10 protein-coding genes are annotated in these 18675 nt (G+C 43.4%); 3 read left to right on the top strand and 7 right to left on the bottom strand.

The genetic code is table 11. The features are described from left to right. Nucleotides 1-7: 7 nt before the first annotated feature. Nucleotides 8-4018 carry a two-component regulator propeller domain-containing protein gene (locus DXD68_RS11935; protein ID WP_199715653.1) on the bottom strand — a complete coding sequence of 1337 codons (4011 nt, stop codon included), beginning with the start codon at nt 4016-4018 and terminating at the stop codon, nt 8-10. Between the two features lie 246 nt (nt 4019-4264). On the opposite strand from DXD68_RS11935, the gene DXD68_RS11930 reads away from it, so the two are divergent. Next, on the top strand, nt 4265-5680 hold the full coding sequence (locus tag DXD68_RS11930) for an MFS transporter (protein WP_122362063.1): 1416 nt from the start codon (nt 4265-4267) through the stop codon (nt 5678-5680). Nucleotides 5681-5778: 98 nt separating this feature from the next. On the opposite strand, the gene DXD68_RS11925 is transcribed toward DXD68_RS11930, so the two are convergent. After that, on the bottom strand, nt 5779-6924 hold the full coding sequence (locus DXD68_RS11925) for a DUF6051 family protein (protein ID WP_122361716.1): 1146 nt from the start codon (nt 6922-6924) through the stop codon (nt 5779-5781). A 178-nt stretch (nt 6925-7102) separates the two neighbouring features. Between DXD68_RS11925 and DXD68_RS11920 the strand changes: the two genes are divergently transcribed. Further along, on the top strand, nt 7103-7945 hold the full coding sequence (locus tag DXD68_RS11920; RefSeq protein WP_122362062.1) for a LytR/AlgR family response regulator transcription factor: 843 nt from the start codon (nt 7103-7105) through the stop codon (nt 7943-7945). 133 nt (nt 7946-8078) lie between these two features. Here the strand turns inward: DXD68_RS11920 and DXD68_RS11915 are convergent, their stop codons facing one another. The 5 genes from DXD68_RS11915 to DXD68_RS11895 form a co-directional block, all read right to left on the bottom strand. Then, nucleotides 8079-8579, bottom strand: a complete 501-nt coding sequence (locus DXD68_RS11915) for a lipid-binding protein (protein WP_122361715.1) — start codon at nt 8577-8579, stop codon at nt 8079-8081. A 13-nt stretch (nt 8580-8592) separates the two neighbouring features. Next, nucleotides 8593-9297, bottom strand: coding sequence for a BT_2262 family domain-containing protein (locus tag DXD68_RS11910; protein WP_122361714.1), 705 nt, complete (start codon nt 9295-9297; stop codon nt 8593-8595). Between the two features lie 21 nt (nt 9298-9318). Further along, nucleotides 9319-10830 carry a SusD/RagB family nutrient-binding outer membrane lipoprotein gene (locus tag DXD68_RS11905; protein WP_122361713.1) on the bottom strand — a complete coding sequence of 504 codons (1512 nt, stop codon included), beginning with the start codon at nt 10828-10830 and terminating at the stop codon, nt 9319-9321. 20 nt (nt 10831-10850) lie between these two features. Further along, nucleotides 10851-14063 carry a SusC/RagA family TonB-linked outer membrane protein gene (locus DXD68_RS11900; protein ID WP_122361712.1) on the bottom strand — a complete coding sequence of 1071 codons (3213 nt, stop codon included), beginning with the start codon at nt 14061-14063 and terminating at the stop codon, nt 10851-10853. Nucleotides 14064-14671: 608 nt separating this feature from the next. Continuing rightward, nucleotides 14672-16726 carry an alpha-L-fucosidase gene (locus DXD68_RS11895; protein WP_122361711.1) on the bottom strand — a complete coding sequence of 685 codons (2055 nt, stop codon included), beginning with the start codon at nt 16724-16726 and terminating at the stop codon, nt 14672-14674. A gap of 288 nt (nt 16727-17014) precedes the next feature. On the opposite strand from DXD68_RS11895, the gene DXD68_RS11890 reads away from it, so the two are divergent. Next, complete coding sequence (locus tag DXD68_RS11890; RefSeq protein ID WP_233577126.1) at nt 17015-18385, top strand: Gfo/Idh/MocA family protein; 1371 nt, start codon at nt 17015-17017, stop codon at nt 18383-18385. Nucleotides 18386-18675: the final 290 nt, after the last annotated feature.

Genomic DNA, 18675 nt, shown 5'->3' with positions numbered 1-18675 from the left:
TTTTTTTTCATTCCTCATTGGGGATACCTTGATTCTGCTTTTCAAAATCTTTAGGTGTCACACCAAACTGTTTTTGGAATATCTTACTGAAATAAGAAGGAGAGTTGATACCTACCAGGTAACATATTTCCCCGATCCGGTGCTGGCCGTCGAGTATCAGTTCTGCTGCTTTCTTCAGGCGGATGAGACGGATAAAGTCATTCGGAGACAATCCGGATAACACCTTTATCTTGCGCAACAGGCTGGAGCGGCTCAGGAAAAGTATTTCTGCCAGTCTCTCTACACCGAAGTTTTCATCCGTAATATTTTCGTGGATGATTGCAATGATCCGATCCATAAACTCCTTGTCTGCCTTGTTCATCTGCATATTATTGACCGGGAAGAACGGACGTTTGGAGAATGCTTCGCGTTCTTTCTGCCGGTTGTTTAGCAGCGAGAATATCTGTGTCGCCAGGTAATTGAAAGAGAAAGGCTTTTCTACATATGCTTCCGCTCCCAGGCGCAGACCATTGATCTTGCTGTCGAGATCGTTCTTGGCTGTCAGGAAAATAACCGGAATATGGCTGAGTTCGATATCTGCTTTTATTTCTTTACATAGTTCGAGGCCGTTCATCACAGGCATCATAATGTCGCTGACAACAATATCTACGTGATGTTCACGCAGAATCTCCAGTGCCACTTTGCCGTCGGGAGCTGTTTCCGTGATGAAGAGTTCCTGAAGTTTTTCCGCCAGGAACGAGCGCATAGTCTCATTATCTTCTACGAGCAGAAGCGTATAGTTCCGGCCTTCGGCATTAACTGTGGTCCCTTCTTCCGGGAAAATGAATTCTTCCTGGATAATGGCACTTTCCTGTTGCCGGACTTTTTCCTGGACAAGAGGTAATGTCAGTACAAATGAATTGTCGGTGGCCTTGGTATCCAGCCAGAGCTGACCGGAATGGAGCATGGCGAGCGAACGGGCGAGCGGCAGACCGATACCGGCTCCTGCCGATGCTCCCTCTTTCTTGTTGATTTGGTAGAAAGGTTCGAATATCTGTTGGCTGAGTTCTGCCGGTATTCGTTTTCCGTCGCTGATCACGCGGATACTGAAGGTGGTCTCCTCCTGACGCAGTTCGATCCGTATCGTCTGTGCCGAATATTTCAGTGCATTGTTCAGCAGATTACTCAATATCTTGGTAACGGCTTCCTGGTCGATGGCAGCCGTGATCTCTTCTTTCGGAATGTCGACGGACAGTACTTTCTCTTGTTGCAGGATGGTCGGCTCGAAGCGCAGGATCGTATCTTTAAGCAAGGTGGTGACATTCACCCAAGCAAAGTCCATCTTGAATTTATTGGCTCCGACTTTCCGGAAATCAAGCAACTGCCCGGTCAGTTCGAGCAGGCGTTTGGTGTTTTGGGCGATCACGGTCAGGTTACGCGTGATCTTGCTGTCCTGGATATGCATATCGAGGATCGTTTCCAGCGGACCGTTGATCAGTGTCAGGGGCGTACGTACCTCATGGGCGATCTCGGTAAAAAATTCCACCTTAGCTTCGTAGAGTTCCTTTTCTTTGGCTATTTCGAAAAGTTTCTGTTTTTCTTCCATCTGCCGTTCCTTACGCCGTTTGTACCAGCGGAACCATCCGTATATCAGGCATAGCACCAGTAACGTATAAGCAATGTAGGCCCAGGTCGACAACCACCAGGGAGGGAGAATGGTGATGCGGAGCGATGTAGCCGATTGATCGTCTGTATCCTCTTCCTGTGTTGCTTTTACGTGGAATATATAATTGCCGGGAGGTAATTTGGCATAGGATATGTTCTGATTGCTGTTTGACTTTACCCAGTTATGGTCCAGCGGTTCCATTTTATAGAAACATTCTTTGCTGCGTGCAGACGAATAAGAAGGTATAGCTACATCAAAACTGATGTTCGACTGGTCGTAAGGCAATACGATCCGGTTTGTATGCAAGATGCTTTTACTTAACGGCGAATTGGGCGTATGTACCGTTACTTCCTTATTATAGATGCTGAATTTGGTGATATAAACCGGAGGAATGGAATCACTTTGCTGGTCGTCATTCGGATTAAAGGCGATCAGTCCGTCGATCGTCCCGAAATAAAATTTTCCGTCGCTCGCCTTAATTCCTGAATTGTAGTTGAACTGGTTGCCGATCAATCCGTCCTGAACGGTGAATACACGGACATCCCCGGTCTCCGGTTTAAACTTTACAAGTCCCTGGTTCGTGCCGAACCAGAAATTATGTTTGTTATCCTCCAATATTTTATAGGCGACATCATCGGGTAATCCCTGCTCTTTGGAGAAAGTGGTGAAATTATCATCCGTCTCATTATACCGGCAGATACCGCCCCGGTCTGTAGAGAACCATATCTGTCCTTTGCTGTCTTCCAGAATGGAACTGACAGAGTTTGAACTCAGGCTGCCGGGATCTTTTTCGTCATTAAAATATTTCCTGAAAGTGTTATCTTCCTGTGTATATTTCCAGACACCGCTTCCCATCGAGGCGAACCATATCCGTCCTTTTTTATCTTCCAGCATGCACACGATCCAGTCGAGCCCAACCTCAGGAATCCGGGTAAAGTTGGAAGAATTAGCTTCTGCCCGGGATAGTCCCCACGCATTTCCAACCCATAAACGACCCCGACTGTCGATTAGCTGGGAATAAACGCTTTCTTCGTCGAGGTTTAACTGTTGGTGGGTGAGGTGCCTGATCGAATGGTCGGATATGTTGATAATATCCAACCCGTATTTGAACAGCCCGCAGTATATTTTCCCGTCATGGAAGCTCATGGATTGGGTCATGAGGTGGTTTTTCCTGTCGGAAGCCGGATAGTTTATCTGTGTCACTTCGCCGGTTGAGGGATTCAGTATATTGATGCCGTTATCTTCTGTCCCGATCCATATATTGCCGTCGGGAGCTTCCACGATTTCACGGATGCGTCGCGTGTTGAGCGATTTTTCCGAACTGGAAGGAACATACTTTTCAAACAGCAGCTTATGGTTCGGCAGGTAGTTGACACCCCCGAATTTTGTGCCGAGCCAGATCCCGCCTTCCCGGTCTTTATGGATGCAAAAGATGATATTATCCGAAAGATTGTACGAATGCATCGGGTCTTCTTCCAGATGGGTTACTTTATTGTGGGCTTCATCGACAATGAATAACCCGGCATGCGTGCAGACCCAAAGTCTTTCTTTGTCCAGGCATACCACATCCCGTAGGATCGTATGGTGCACGCCCGGGGCTTTCACTGTCTGCAGGACGTTGGTCACCGGATTGTATTTTTTCAGTTCGCCGTCATGAATGGCGAGGGCGATCCAGTCGCCATATTCACACATGGCAAAGATATGCTCGCCCATCAGGCTGTTGCCATTCTTATCGGTATGGTATTGAGTGAATGAATCTGTTTCGGGGTTGTAACGGAAGATACCGACTCCTGCCGTGCCGATCCACACCTCGCCGTTTTCTTTTACACAGATGGCTTCCGTACTTTCCCGTTTGATATTATCCTTGTTGGTGATGGCATAATAATATAACTTCTCGTCTTTATAACGGAAAGCGCCCTGGTCAGGGATCAGCACCCATATATTTCCATCATGGTCGGACGTTATTCTGGCTACCCAGTTGAACATTCTTTCCCCATTCTCAGCCTCCAGGTTGATGAAAGAAAATTTGTCGTAAACCGGATCATAGATATACACGCCCCGGTCCGTACCTACCCACAACTTTTTATTTTCATCTTCAAAAAGGGCGGATATATTGTGATTGCTTGTTCCGGTGATATAATCGTCGCAATTGAATGTCTGGATAGAGGTCCCGTCATAGCGGTTCAACCCGTTTTTAGTCCCGAACCACATAAAGCCATAACTATCCTGTAGGATTACTTTGACTTGACTTTCAGATAAGCCGTCTTCACTTGAGATATGTGAAAAGTAATAATTGAATGGTTTTCTGTTGGCGGCATATAGCCCGGATAGACAGAAAATCATCAGCAAAAGGTATAGAATAGATTTTCTCATAAAGACAGCTTGTAATGTGTTGTGTGTTTTCTTTATACAAAGATGATAAAAAAAACGTAGAACCCAACTCTACACAGAATCATTTCTTGATTATAACCCGGTTCTACTGTGAGTTCCCAATTAAATGAAAATAATTGTGTATTCGCACACACAATATGCTTTGTATTTAAAAAAAATGATATATATTTGCCGCAAATCATGAAAAACCAGTAAGAAATGAGCACATTAGGCAATGTAGGTCAGAAAATGACCCAGTACAGATGGACAATCTGTGCGATGTTGTTTTTCGCAACGACAGTAAATTATCTCGACCGTCAGGTCTTATCACTAACCTGGGATGAATTTATCAAACCCGAATTTCATTGGAATGAATCCCATTACGGAACGATCACTTCTGTATTCTCTATTGTATATGCTATTTGTATGTTGTTTGCCGGTCGCTTTATCGACTGGATGGGTACGAAGAAAGGATATCTTTGGTCGATTGGTGTCTGGTCGGCTGGTGCTTGTTTGCATGCTTTGTGTGGTGTTGTAACAGAGCATTATGTAGGTATGAACAGTGCTGCCGAATTGATTGCTGCAACAGGTGATGTAGTGGTTGTTTTGGCTACTGTCAGTATGTATTGCTTCCTGGTTGCCCGCTGTGTGCTGGCATTAGGAGAGGCAGGAAACTTCCCGGCAGCTATTAAGGTAACAGCCGAGTATTTTCCGAAAAAAGACCGTGCCTATGCGACGTCTATATTTAATGCCGGTGCCTCTATCGGTGCTTTGATCGCTCCGCTGACTATTCCGCCGTTGGCTAAATGGCTGGGTTGGGAGATGGCGTTTATCGTAATTGGTGCGTTGGGCTTTGTTTGGATGGGGATGTGGGTATTTATGTACACTTCGCCAGCCAAGAGTAAACATGTAAATGCTGCTGAACTCGCTTATATTGAGCAGGATAAACACGAAGAGGGTGTAGCTCCGGAATTGCCGGAAGACCAGCAGAAGAAAATAGGTTTTTGGCAGTGTTTTACTTTTAAACAGACTTGGGCATTCGTTGTCGGTAAATTCATGACAGACGGTGTATGGTGGTTCTTCTTGTTCTGGACTCCTTCTTATTTGAATACACAATTCGGGATCAAAACTTCAGATCCGTTGGGCATGGCACTTATCTTTACTTTATATGCCGTGACAATGCTCTCTATTTACGGTGGTAAACTGCCGACTATATTTATCAACCGTACAGGTATGAACCCGTATGCAGCCCGTATGAAAGCGATGTTGATCTTTGCTTTCTTCCCGCTCGTTGTATTGCTGGCGCAACCGCTGGGTACGATCTCTCCCTGGTTCCCGGTTATATTGATCGGTATCGGTGGTGCAGCTCACCAGTCCTGGTCTGCTAACATTTTCTCTACGGTAGGCGATATGTTCCCGAAATCAGCGATTGCTAGTATTACCGGTATCGGTGGTATGGCTGGCGGTGTAGGTTCGATGATCCTGCAAAAAGTGGCAGGTAACCTGTTTGTTTATGCGGATGAGACTCATATGACGTTTATGGGATTCGAAGGGAAACCAGCGGGATATTTCATTATCTTCTGCGTATGTTCGGTCGCTTATCTGATCGGATGGGTAGCAATGAAGGCTTTGGTACCGAAATATAAAGTGATTACATTGGACTAATTGATAGTTAAGTATAATAAAACCGGAGTATTAAAAGCTCTGTATGAAATGAAAAAGCCCTGGGTGATCCCGGGGCTTTTTTGATATTCATTCTGTTTTTACAGGAATGCCGCCGCTTTGCTGAATATACTGTTGAATTCCTGGTTTACGAGTGTCTGGTCGGTCTTTGACCGGAACGGGAACGGTATCTGATGTGAATAGGGGAAAGGAAAATCCAGTTCTTCCAGTATCTTGCCGGATGCTTTGCCCAATGCTTTGATCACTCCGCCGGTCGGCATGACGACATCTTTCTTCAGTGAGATCGCCTGGATCCGGTGACATGCTTTTTGGAAAAAGGATTCGCGGTATTCCTGTAGCACATCCGGACGGATCATAGCCTTGAAAGCCTGTTCGAGGAAATCATTCTTAAACGAAGTCGGTAAAGAACGGTTTTCCAGGAAGTCATGGCGGTAAAAACGCTGCAGGCTGTCGAATGCCTCCTTATCCATAATGTCGCGTGCATTTCCATCCATCTCGCTGAATATGGAACCGCCGCAGAACATGAACAGGCGGGTGTCGTTGAACATTTTCTCCGGATTACTCAATAATAATACCTGCGACAGCAATGCTCCGATCGAGTAGGCAAACAGATTGATGGACGTATCTTCTTTGAACAGAGGATGTCTGCCGCTTTTGATTTCGTATACCAGTTGCCAGAGGTTATACACCGATTCCCGTCCCGAGGCATAGAAGCGCAACGGGTTTATTGACAGCCGACTGCTTAATGCCACATTGGCAAAGGTGGAGTTGACCAGGTTGTTTATTTCCTGTTTCCGTTTGCCGACCCAGGGTAATACAGTTCGCGGATTGCACCAGCTGCCCGGTGTCCGGTTCATATGGAAAGCGATCGGGAAAAGTATGACCGGCTTTCCGGTCGACTCGGTCAGGTATTCGGCCCACGTCAGGTATTTTTCCCAGGTCCGCTCGTTCAGTCCGTGCAGGAGAATGATGGCTTTGTCGCGCTTCTCTTTTCCGGAAGGGGCAAAAACCGTATAATTAAATATTTTATTTTCCTGGATATGGTCGTCGGTGACGGAACAGAATTCGGTCGTGGCAAGCTCCTTTTGGAATTCGTTTATTTCGCTGGCACCTATTGTCTGCGTAAAACGAAAGGGAGTTATTTCCAGACGGCTCTCTTCCAGGCGTGCCTTTTTATCGTACGAAAAAAGGCTGTTTAGTTGTTGTGTGCGAAGTGAGATATCCATAACAATCGATTTTTGATGCAAACAAACATTATTAAAACAATCCTTGCAAATAAATGGTTCCGGTGAACTCCGGCAGGGGCATAAATCCGAATAGCGGGGTGAAATTTTTGTATACGGGGTGAATGTTTCGGGATTTACTAGTACATTTGTTACCAAATAAGAGGCAAAAGATATGGGAATGCTCGGTCATAAAATACCCGCTTATATTTATGAGAAGTCGAACATCGTTCGCCTGGTTCTGCTGACGGCACTTTTCGCTTTGGTGTTTATCAATATTTATAAGCCGTTCAGTTCGTCTAACTGGTATCCGGTTTCAGAGTTTAAATTTTTTGTTTTTTCCAGCCTGATAATCCTTACCGGTGTACTGGTGGTGGTAATCAGCCGGATCGTAATGTATTATTGGGGGAGGAAACATGTTGTTTCGGTAGGCGGATATTCGCTGTGGATCCTGCTGGAGATATTTTTTATGTCTCTGTTTTATACGATTTATACGCTGGTATTGAATCCGGAACGTGAATATTTGAGTGTATTCAAAGAGTCGGCTATCAATACGAGTCTGGTATTGCTGTTGCCTTATTCGGCTTTGCATCTTTATTTTTCTTATCAGGAGAAAGAACGGCAATTGAGGTTGCTGGAAGAAGACAGGGCGGAAGCTGCCAACAAATTATCTGTATTCTCTTTCTATGACGAGAAGCACGAATTGCGTTTGTCGGTGAAGCGGACAAATCTTTTATATATTGAATCTGCTGATAACTATGTCTGTATCTGGTACCTGAATAAAGGAGTGTTGACAAAGTTCATGCTTCGCAATTCGTTGAAGGCGATCGAGGAGAGCCTGGCGGAAACAAATGTGTTACGCTGCCATCGTTCCTATATGGTCAATTTCGACCAGGTTAAAGTGATCCGTCGTGAAAAAGATGGCGTTTATCTGGAATTAGGGGTAGAGAAAGTCCCGGATATCCCGATCTCGAAGACCTATAGCGAGAAAGTTACGCATTGGTTTATGACCTATTCCTCATGATCCTGTTTTGTACGAATAAGAGCGTTCTTTTGTCGTATAAAAAAACCGGAGCTGGTATCACTACTAACTCCGGTCAGGTGTGTCTAGTAAGATTTTAGGTTAATATGTATGTTTTATAAATAGATTTTATAAATTAATCGTCAACAGCAAGTCCTGTATAGCGATATCCGGAAACTTTATACTTCATACCAGGTTCATCGTCGCTGAATGAGATATAATAGACAATACTGTCTGCCGGTGTTCCATGGGGTGTCGTTGCAGCTCCCAATAAGATTTTACCGCCGTCAATCGTCACATCACATTCGTAGGCTTCATTGGAAGCAGCGCCATTAGTCGCAAATGTCAACGCACCGACATCCGATTTAACCCGTACTTTATATTCCCAAAAGTTACCTATATCGTCTACATACATTTCAGAGGGTGTGTTTGCTGCCGTGTTATAGGTATTCATTAGGATATACCCCATTTCATAACAATCTTCGGCAATGACGTTACCTCCTTCATCTACTGCATCTACCGTCACTTTCCATTCACCGGCAAGTGCTTCGGTTGCTGTGTTTCCTATTTCGTCTTTTTCGCAACCTGCCAATACGAATACCAGCAGGGTAAATAACCAAATAATATGTTTGTTCATAATTTCTATCCGTTTATTTGTTCATTATTACATAGAATGTCATCGTTCCTGCATAGTCGATATACCAGGAAATCTGTCCCGTTTCCGGGTCGTATTTCCCATCTTTCATATTGTCCATAGAGTCTCCCCAACCTGCAACTAAGCTACTGAGTGGTTCGATTGTATTGTCTGCATTCAGTTTGAAATAGCCTTTCATGGCATAAGTTGAACCGTAAGCGGCTCCTTGATCATACCAACCTCCCAAAAAATCGGATACAGCAAATATGCCTGGTGCTACCAAAGTAACAGATACGCTGAAATCTCCTTTGAACGGAACTTGCTCACCACTCATATTTCGATAACTAACACTTGAATCTACTGTATAATTACCAGAAGCATCTGTTGTAATCTCCGGATCATAAACAATCACCGTACGTTTAATTGAACTGGAGAATCCATCCGCATTTGCTGCTGAATAAGATACGGAATACAGACCGATCTGATCAGCATTCACATCACTATTGACAGCAACCGAAGCGGTCACGTCTTCTTCTCCCTCCATAGCAATTACACCGGGATCAGAAAATGTACTACCCATCGATACCAGCATGGGATCATCACCATTTAGTTCGAAGTTCACATAATAGGTCACTTTAGTCAGACCTTCTGTCGTTTTCTCGCAGCCCCATAAACCGAAAAGACCGCAAAAAAGCAATAAGATATAAATTACTTTTTTCATAAATCTCTCTTTTAAATTAAATTATTTACCCCAGAACACCGGTGACGTATATCCCGGGAATGCCGGTGTGTTCTCATTACGGGAAGAAGAACTTTCTGCATACGGATAACGTTCCAGCAATTTATTTGCACCCACTTCGCCAAATACCTGAATCGGCGTGTACAACGTACCGGGAACATATTTGGATGTATTGTATGATTCCTGATCGCCTTCGGTATAAAAGTCGCTACCTTTGGCTGTACCGAATGTGGGGTAATCCAAACGACGCATCTCACACCAGGCTTCGAACGGGTTGACACCGGAAAGAGCGACCCATTTAGCTATACCGATACTCTTCTTATAGTTGGAAGTATCGAACGGATAACGGGCTACATAGTCGGCAGCTCCGCTTACGTTAGCAGAAGCAAAAGAAGCCTCGATGGCGGCCGCATAATGAGTGGCGGCATCGGCTGCAGATCCATAACGTGCATAATATTCAGCCTTGAAGAATTCAACTTCCGATACGGTGATCAGGTAAACCGGCATATCGAATGTGGCCACCGGACGACACCAATCCTGCAATTTGCTGGTCGATTTCGGATAGTTGGTTCCTGAAATACCGCCAATATATTCGCCGGCTTTGTTTTTTTGGAAGAATACAGCCAATCGTGGGTCTTCATATTCAATTCCTCCTTCGCTGTTTTTTATCTGCATAGTACTAATGACAGCTAGGTTTGCCGCGATATTGGTTTGTGTAGATCCCCAAGTTGTAGCGAACTCTTCTGAATAGAATGGATTCATTTGACCCGGTTCGTTTTTCCAACAACCTTTATAAGCGACATCGGAAGTCGGAAAGTTATTTTCTGCAATCAAAGCTCCCACCTCTGCTTTTACATCTTTAACGTCTGCCATACGCATCAACATCTTTAGCTTTAGAGCATTGGCGAACTGGATCCATTTATTGGCAGTTTCAGAGGGATACAGGAAATTAGTACATACGATATTTACCGGTGAGACTTTTTCCAATGCCGTATTAATCTCTGTAATTACGCCTTCATAAATAGTCTGGCCATCATCGTATTTTGGAGTCGGGAAATTCTCCAAGTCCAATGCTTCTGTATAAGGAGCTTCGCCATAACAGTCTACCAAAGCTTGGTAAATGAATGCACGCAAAACCGTACCTGCAAGGTGAGTACCCCAATCTTCTTGCTCAACAGACTTGTTCAGTAACGTTTTTAAGTTCTGTAATGCCTTTTGATTGAACTGCGTATAGGTACTGCTGCTACGGGTAGCCGACATATTAAATTTTGAATAGTCCAAATAGTTGCTCGTACCGAACAGATGAGCATACTGTTGAGCATGGAAACCGCCTGCGATACGTAAGAAATTGCCATAACTTGAAGCTGTATTCATTTCGATGGCAGGCATCAACATAAAAGTTTCTATATTTTCCTCTGCGGGCGAGTTCGGATCGGTATTGATATCCAAATAACTGTCGCAAGAAGTGAAACCTACACCTAAAAAGAGTGCTGATGCTAATAATATCTTTTTCATACTTATATTCTCCTTGTTTTTTAGAATTTAACACTTAGGTTACATCCGAATACGCGGCAAGACGGGTTGGTATAAAGTTCACCAAATTGTGTTGCCAAGTCACCATAAGAATCCTGTGATACGGTTGTTGATTCCGGATCGACATAACGGTTGTCGGAAGCGGTCCAAGTAAATACATTATTACAAAATGCTGTGATAGCCAAATTACTTAATGACATTTTGCGTACCCATTGTTTCGGAACATTCCAAGTCAAGCTGATGTTACGCAATTTCACAAATGAACGATCGAGCAGGTAAGCTTCACCGCCGTCACCATATCCATAATCATTAAAATAAGTTTGATAACTACCATTACCCAAATAGATAGGAGTTGTATTTTCGGAATAACTACCATCGCCATTATCTACGACTGAATTCGGGATAATGAACGGACGGCGGTCGTTGTAGGTCGTAACCACACCATTACCAGTAAACTGCATCAGGTTCTTCGTACGTGAGAACATGTAGCCACCGCTACGAATATCCAAAGCTGCGCTCAAGGTAAAATCTTTATAAGTAAAAGCTGTATTGATACCGCCGGTCCAATCGTGATTCATATTTTTTCCGGAATCTTCAACAGAGGTACTTAATATAGGATAACCATTTGCATCCACGATAGGTTTTCCGTCTGCTGTCTTCTTAGGTAAATAGGTATAGAACTGTCCCATCGGCTTGCCTTCTTCTGCATACATGTAAATAGCATCATTTCCGGCGGAGAAGTTGTAAATGGAAACTTTCCCACCTTCTAGGCTTTCTGGCAATGAAAGAACTTTGTTGTTATTCTTTGAAAAATTGAAACTCAAATCCCATCGGAAATCTTTAGTTTGTACGGGGATTGTATTGATTACTAATTCTACCCCCTTGTTACTAACTTCTCCGAAATTGGTCACCATATAGCTGAAGCCGGTTGACGGATCGGTTGGAAGAGTAAAGATCTGGTCTTTTGTCTTACGATTGTAATAAGCGGCATCAAAACCTAAACGTCCGTTGAAGAATTGTAGATTCATTCCAACTTCAAATTCAGATGTCATTTCCGGGCGCAACGTGTTACTTCCTTTGGTATTGGAAGCCATAAAAGCGTTCACTCCGTTCATTGGAAATTTAGACACATCACTGCCATAATAACCATGTGCCGTACCTTGTACATACGTCAAACCTGTTTGGTATGGACTGGCATCGTTACCGGTTTTACCATAAGCCAAGCGGGCCTTACCAAAAGTAAGGATCTCATTTTCCGGAATCAAGCGGGTGAAGATCCAGCTCAATGTAGCTCCTGGATAGAAAAAGCTGTTGTTGTTAAGCGGTAATGTAGACGACCAGTCATTTCGAGCAGTTAAGTTCAAATAAATCATATCGTCCCAACCTACAGTCACATCTCCAAAGAGGCCGACTAAACGACGTTTATTTTGGCTTTCCGATAGCGTTGTCTTTGTAGAACCATTACTCAGATCCCAAAATCCGGAATAGAAAGACAGGTCGTCGGTCTGTCCGGTCATGCGTGTATACCCGCGTTCATTCATGTTTACTCCGGCATTTACATTAATGTCCAATTTGTTGTCTAAGAAGCGTTTGGCGTAATTGGCAAGGAAGTCGTGATTTAATTCGTAATGACGGCCGTACCTGGTATATACAGATCCACTTTGGTTCATGTTAGAAGGTGCATATCCATAGTCTTCGTCAATCAGCGCATCGTCCAGATTAATTTGCGGAGTACCGACCTTATGGTCGTAGTCTGTATAGTCGAATCCCATGCGATAAGAAAGTTTCAGTTCTTTAATTGGGTTGACATCTAATTGTACTTTACCGTAAATTTGCTTTGAAGCCATATGGTTGTAGTTGTTTTCCAATGCCCAATATGGGTTAGTGATACCATAAGGGGTGAAATAAGCCTCCGGTGTATTAAATGGAGAACTGGTATCTTTCATGTCCACGATAGAAATATCACGTGGTAATTCGAGTACACCGTCTATTACGGATGTTCCTTGGTAACTACCTACAGCATCTGTTTGGCTACGTGCAAAGTTGACTGAAGAAGAGACTTTCAACCAGTCGGTTGCCTGGTAACCGCCACGGAAAGCGACTGTATTACGTTCATACGTGTCATAATCATACGGCATAATACCATCATCACCAGTGAATGAATAAGATAAGTAATAATCCATTTTATTGTCATTGGAAACGCCACTCAACGAAATTGTATGATTATGTGACCAGCCTGCATCAAAGAAATCTTTCAGATTATCTTTTTTGGCGCTGTATTCATGAATCAACTGCTGGTTATTCCAAATCGGACCATACACTTGCATGGATCCATCTAACCGGGGACCCCAGGAACCATTTTCGATATAAGTCTGAGCACCATTCCAACCTTGCCCGAATGAGTTTTGTAATTCCGGCAAAAAAGAGACCATACGTGCTTGCACATTACCGCTGTAACTGATTGAGAAATTCCGTCCGTCGCCTCTCTTTCCTGACTTTGTAGTGATCACGATCACACCATTGGCAGCACGGCTACCATATAAAGCGGTTGCAGCTGCACCTTTCAATACGGTCATGGAAGCGATATCTTCGGCAGAAACACTAGATATACCACCTGTTGAGACGTTTTTACCATCTTTGGAAACCATATTGTTCTGTAAAGGTACACCGTCAACCACATAAAGTGGTTGATTACTTCCGTTGATAGAACTGAAACCACGGATGATAATGTTACTAACTGAACCTGGATCGGAAGAGGTAGAGCTAACCGATAATCCGGCTACCTTACCGGAGAGGGCATCGGCAACATTGGTCGTACGTGAGCTGATAATTTCATCGGCCTTAACGGTCGTTGCTGAATACCCCAGGGTCTTTTCGGAACGGGTAATACCCATTGCCGTAACGACAACTTCTTCCAATTTCTGGGTGTCTGATTGCAGGAGCACTTTAATAACTGGTTTTACAGCTACTTCCTGCGTGTTCATACCGACATACGAGATTTGCAAAATCTTTCCTTCAGGTGGTACATCCAAAGAGAAACGACCTTCTATATCCGTTACTGTACCAATCGTTGTCCCTTTAACAAGAATTGATGCTCCAATAATCGGTAGACCGTCATCTGCGGCGGTAACAGAACCTGTCACCTTCACATTTTGAGCTACTACTGTACACATGCAGATCACAAGGCACAGTAAAGTAAAAGTTAACTTTTTCATTTCACACACATTAAATTATATAATATAACTACAATTTTCACTAAGGTTAAATAAGGTATATCTAAGTCCTTGGAGGACTATGTCTTTTAGTTAGAAGAAAAGCTTAATGATTTTATTTTGAACAGTCGTTATTCTGTTCTTGCTTTGAATTTAAGTCAATTGAGTATCATGTTCTTTGTGGATATAGTAGAAGGGAAATTGGCTATAAAATGAAGATTTGATGTCTATTGTTATTTAAAAGATGTAAAAAAGTGGCTTTCATTGGTTCGTTTTCAGTGGCTCCTGCTGCTAAATATTTAGTATGGCTGGATATTTTATGTAAAAAAAGTTGTAGTTGTGATATTTTTATATAACTTGCCAGCGTTTTTTAATAATTTGAAAAAAACGACCACAAGCACCAATAAGTTTATCGTCTTAAGTCTAAAAATATTTTTATAAAAAGCTTTTGCTATTACTATAAAGATATTCCAAATGAACATAGTTCTCCAAGAACTAAGTAAATAAGATTGTATTATCAAAGAAATGCTATTATATATAAAGAAGGAGTGTCAAACATACGTTTCGACACTCCTTCTTATTTGAATCGTATTGGTTTTGTACTACTGGCTTTATTCAGTAATAACTGAAAACTCCCCAATCCCAGCTTGCGGCAAATCATCCACAATCCGTGTTGCTACAAACCGGATCTTATCCCCTTTTACAGCCGGGAAACGTATTTCCTGTTCGATCGGATTATGTTTGATGTTTGAGAACTCTCCTTCAGCAATTTTTTTGTTGTTCACAAATAACTGATAATTGGAAATATGTCCTCCTGCATCACGTCCCTGGTTAGGCACATAACGGAATCCGGCGATCGGAAGTTCTTTAGCCAATTGTATCTCAATCTCTTGCTTTCCTTTCGGTAAATAAAAAGTTGTATATCCGTTACCGTCGAACATGGCAATAGCCTTTTCGTTCTTTGGAGAAATAACCGTGTAGTCTGAAGCTGGAATATCCAGTTCTTTTACAGATACCGGACTGGCTTTGTCAAATGTACGGTCGTATGAAATAGCTTTGATCGTACCTTTTTGAGCAAACGCAAACGGTTCTGTGTAACGAGGAGAGTCTTTTGTCGGTTCAGAACCGTCGGTTGTGTAATGAAGTTCTGAATTTTTATCTTCCACCTGGATTGTAATGATATTCTTCGAGTCACGTCTGATTGCAGGTTCTGTCAGCAATGCAGGTGCAAGGAATGCTTCTACATTATTAATACATAGCGGACCGCGTGCATCCAGGAAGTTGATGCGTATCTTATCAGCGTTGACGGTCTGGAAGCGGACAATTCGTTTATAACCGACAGTTGTCGTAGAGTCGGCTGCTTCGACGGGAGTCCATTGTCCGTCTTTTTCCGTTTCGATGGTAAATGCTTTTACGCGCTGCCCCAATGGAATGTATTCCTGGATCATCAGGCGGTTTACATCTGTCGGTTTATTAAATGTAAAGGTAAGTGTTGCATTTGTGACGTCATCATCTGTAGCCCAGTAAGAATCCCAATCCCCGTCATTGACTTTGTCGGCTTTGAACTGACCGCCGCGGGAATTGCTGGCTTTTACAGAGGTACCTTTCAATAAATCTGTTTTAAGATCGTTCTGTATGGTCTGATGCCATTCGATAGCGCGGATCGAATCGGTCGGGCTGATCTTTCCGTTCAGTGCGACAGGGAAATTCAACAGGAAGTTCGCATTATGTCCCACACTCCGGTAATACAGATCTACCAGATGTGACAACGACTTCACCTGGTGGTCTTCGCGTGCATGATAGAACCAGCCCGGACGGATGGATACATCGCATTCGCCGCCCAGCCACTGCTCGCCATCTTCCAGTCCCCATTGGCTCTGACGGTAATGTATGCCGTCTTTTTTGGTAAACATACTCCATTGTGTATCACCTGCCCAGCCTTCTTCGTTCCCGATCCAGCGGATAGTAGGTTCGGTTCCGCCGAAGATCATGACTGACGGATTGTATTTTTTGATGGTGTCGACGGCCTGTTCGTATTTATAATAACTGTTCGGGTCGATCGAACGTGTTTCATCGGCACCGCCGTACCAGCCGTTTCCTCCGTTTGCGCCGTCGAACCAGTATTCGAACAACGGGCCATAGTTGCACACCAGTTCATGCAATTGGGCATGAAACTTCTCTACGTATCCCGGTTGTCCGTAATTTTCACTGTTGCGATCCCAGGGAGAAAGATAGATTCCGAATTTCAGTCCGTGTTTATGGCAGGCATCGGAAAGCTCTTTCACCATATCTCCTTTCCCATCTTCCCAAGGGGAGTTTTTCACGCTGTATTCTGTAGTAGCAGTCTGCCACAGACAAAAACCGTCGTGATGTTTGGCGGTGAGGATCACCCCTTTTAATCCGGCTGCCTGGATCGTGCGGACCCATTGTTCGCAATCCAGATCAGTAGGATTGAAAGTTGAAGCCGGCGTATTTCCGTATCCCCATTCAAGATCGTTGAATGTGTTCAAACCAAAATGGACGAATGCATAGGTTTCCATTTTATGCCATTCCACCTGCTCCGGTGTCGGAATAGGATAGACAGGGTCAGGGGCACTTACTTCCTTACAGGAAAATAACGTACTGAGTCCGACCCCAAGGAGGAAAAGATAATTTGTGCTTTTCATCTCGTGTTTATGTTATTGTTTATGCTTCCAAAGGTACGAAAAATCTGGTTTGCCGATGTTTTTCCAGTCTGTTTTGATATTTTTACTTATTGTATAACAGGGAAAAAGCTATCCGATAGGATCTTGGCGTATTTAGTACAATATTCTTTGTCTTATTGTATTAAATACATGTGGTATTTCTCTATCTGCTTAATAATGTGATGTATAAAATGTATTCTAAGTTTGTTTTGTTGATAATGAATTCATATATTTGGGCATCTAATAACTATATTATTTATAATAGATACCATGAAAAGAAGAGATTTCTTAACAAACACAGCATTGTTGGGTGCCGGAATACCACTGGGTATGTCGTCGGCTGTAATGACTTCATGTACGCAAGAAAAACAAGGTGCAGGTGCCGCTGCGAAGAATTATTCTCCGGAAGAATTGGGAATGTTTTCTTTTGTAGAAGTGGCTCCTGACGGAAAACCGTTAAAAGCGGCGTTGGTCGGTTGCGGTGACCGTGGAACAGGTGCAGCTACTCAGTTTCTTAAATCCGGTCCGAATGTTTCCATCATCGCTTTGGCTGATCTGTTTCCGGATAGAATGGCTACTTGCCGGAAAGTATTATCGGAACAATTTAAAAACGAGGTTTCTGATGCAAACTGCTTCCTGGGATTCGATGCGTATAAAAAGGTATTGGCGATGAACGATATAGACGTCGTTCTGCTGTGTACTCCGACACATTTCCGTCCGGAACAGTTTAAAGCTGCCGTTGAAGCCGGTAAACATATCTTTATGGAAAAGCCTTGTGCTGTCGACCCTACGGGTATACGTACAGTGATTGCTGCGGCAAAAGTGGCAACTTCAAAAGGTTTGACTGTAGTAACGGGAAATCAGCGTCGTCATCGTAAAGACTATTGGGAAGCTTATGTTCAGGTAAAAAATGGATTGATTGGTGATGTGGTGTCATCTTCAGCTCATTGGGATCAGGGTGCCTGGTGGAATAAACGGAAACGGCCGGAATGGAGCGATATGGAATATTGTATCCGTAACTGGTTTAATATTAAATGGCTAAGCGGTGACCATCTGCTGGATCAGGCTATTCATAATATTGATGTTGTTACTTGGTTTATGGAAGATCGTCCGGTTCGTGCAGTAGGTTTCGGCGGTCGTGCACAGCGTCTGACTGGCGATATTTATGACTTCTTCAGTGTAGACTATTATTACAATAATAATAAACGGATGTTGGCAACTGCTCGTCAGATTGACGGTTGTGACGGAAATGTATCCGAACAGGTATATGGCACCAAAGGCGTTGCCCTGTTGAACGACAGAGGTGAAATTAAGCTTGTAGATTACAATGGGAATACCCTTTGGGAGTATGACTATCAGAATAAACCGGTGAAAAATCCGTATGATCAGGAACATGTCCATTTGGTTGAATCAATTCGTTTAGATAAAAAAATAAATCAGGCAGAAGCACTGGCCTATTCAACCCAGGTTGCTATTCTTGGACGTGAAGCGGCTTATACCGGTAAACCGATTACATGGGATGAGATTATGGCATCGACTCTCCGTTATGGTCCGGAAGAATATAAGATGGGACCGTTACCATTCTATAAAGAAGGGGAAGCTCCAAAGCCGGGTAAAGCTCCGGATGCTCCGGTTATGTAAATTTGAAATTGCGTCAATAGCGAAACTCCGTATTCTTATATCGAAGAATACGGAGTTTTGTTTAATATATGGTGAACAGATAAAGTTGATTTCTCAAACAATTTGCCTTTCGACAGCTGTGGTAAGATATTTCGATAGCTGTCGAAAGGTTTTCCCATAGCTGTCGAAAGGCCTTCCCACAGCTGTCGAAAGGCAAACCCTTTGGAATGTAAATACACAATGAACGGCATCCTTGTTCTTCTTCCTGCTTATGGATTGTACCGGTTTAGACTTAGCGACAGAATGAGCGA

The sequence above is a fragment of the Parabacteroides sp. TM07-1AC genome (genome assembly GCF_003480915.1).
GTDB classification, from domain to species: Bacteria; Bacteroidota; Bacteroidia; order Bacteroidales; family Tannerellaceae; genus Parabacteroides; species Parabacteroides chongii.
Note: the sequence above shows the minus strand (reverse complement) of the source record. Positions and strands in the feature narration are given on the sequence as shown.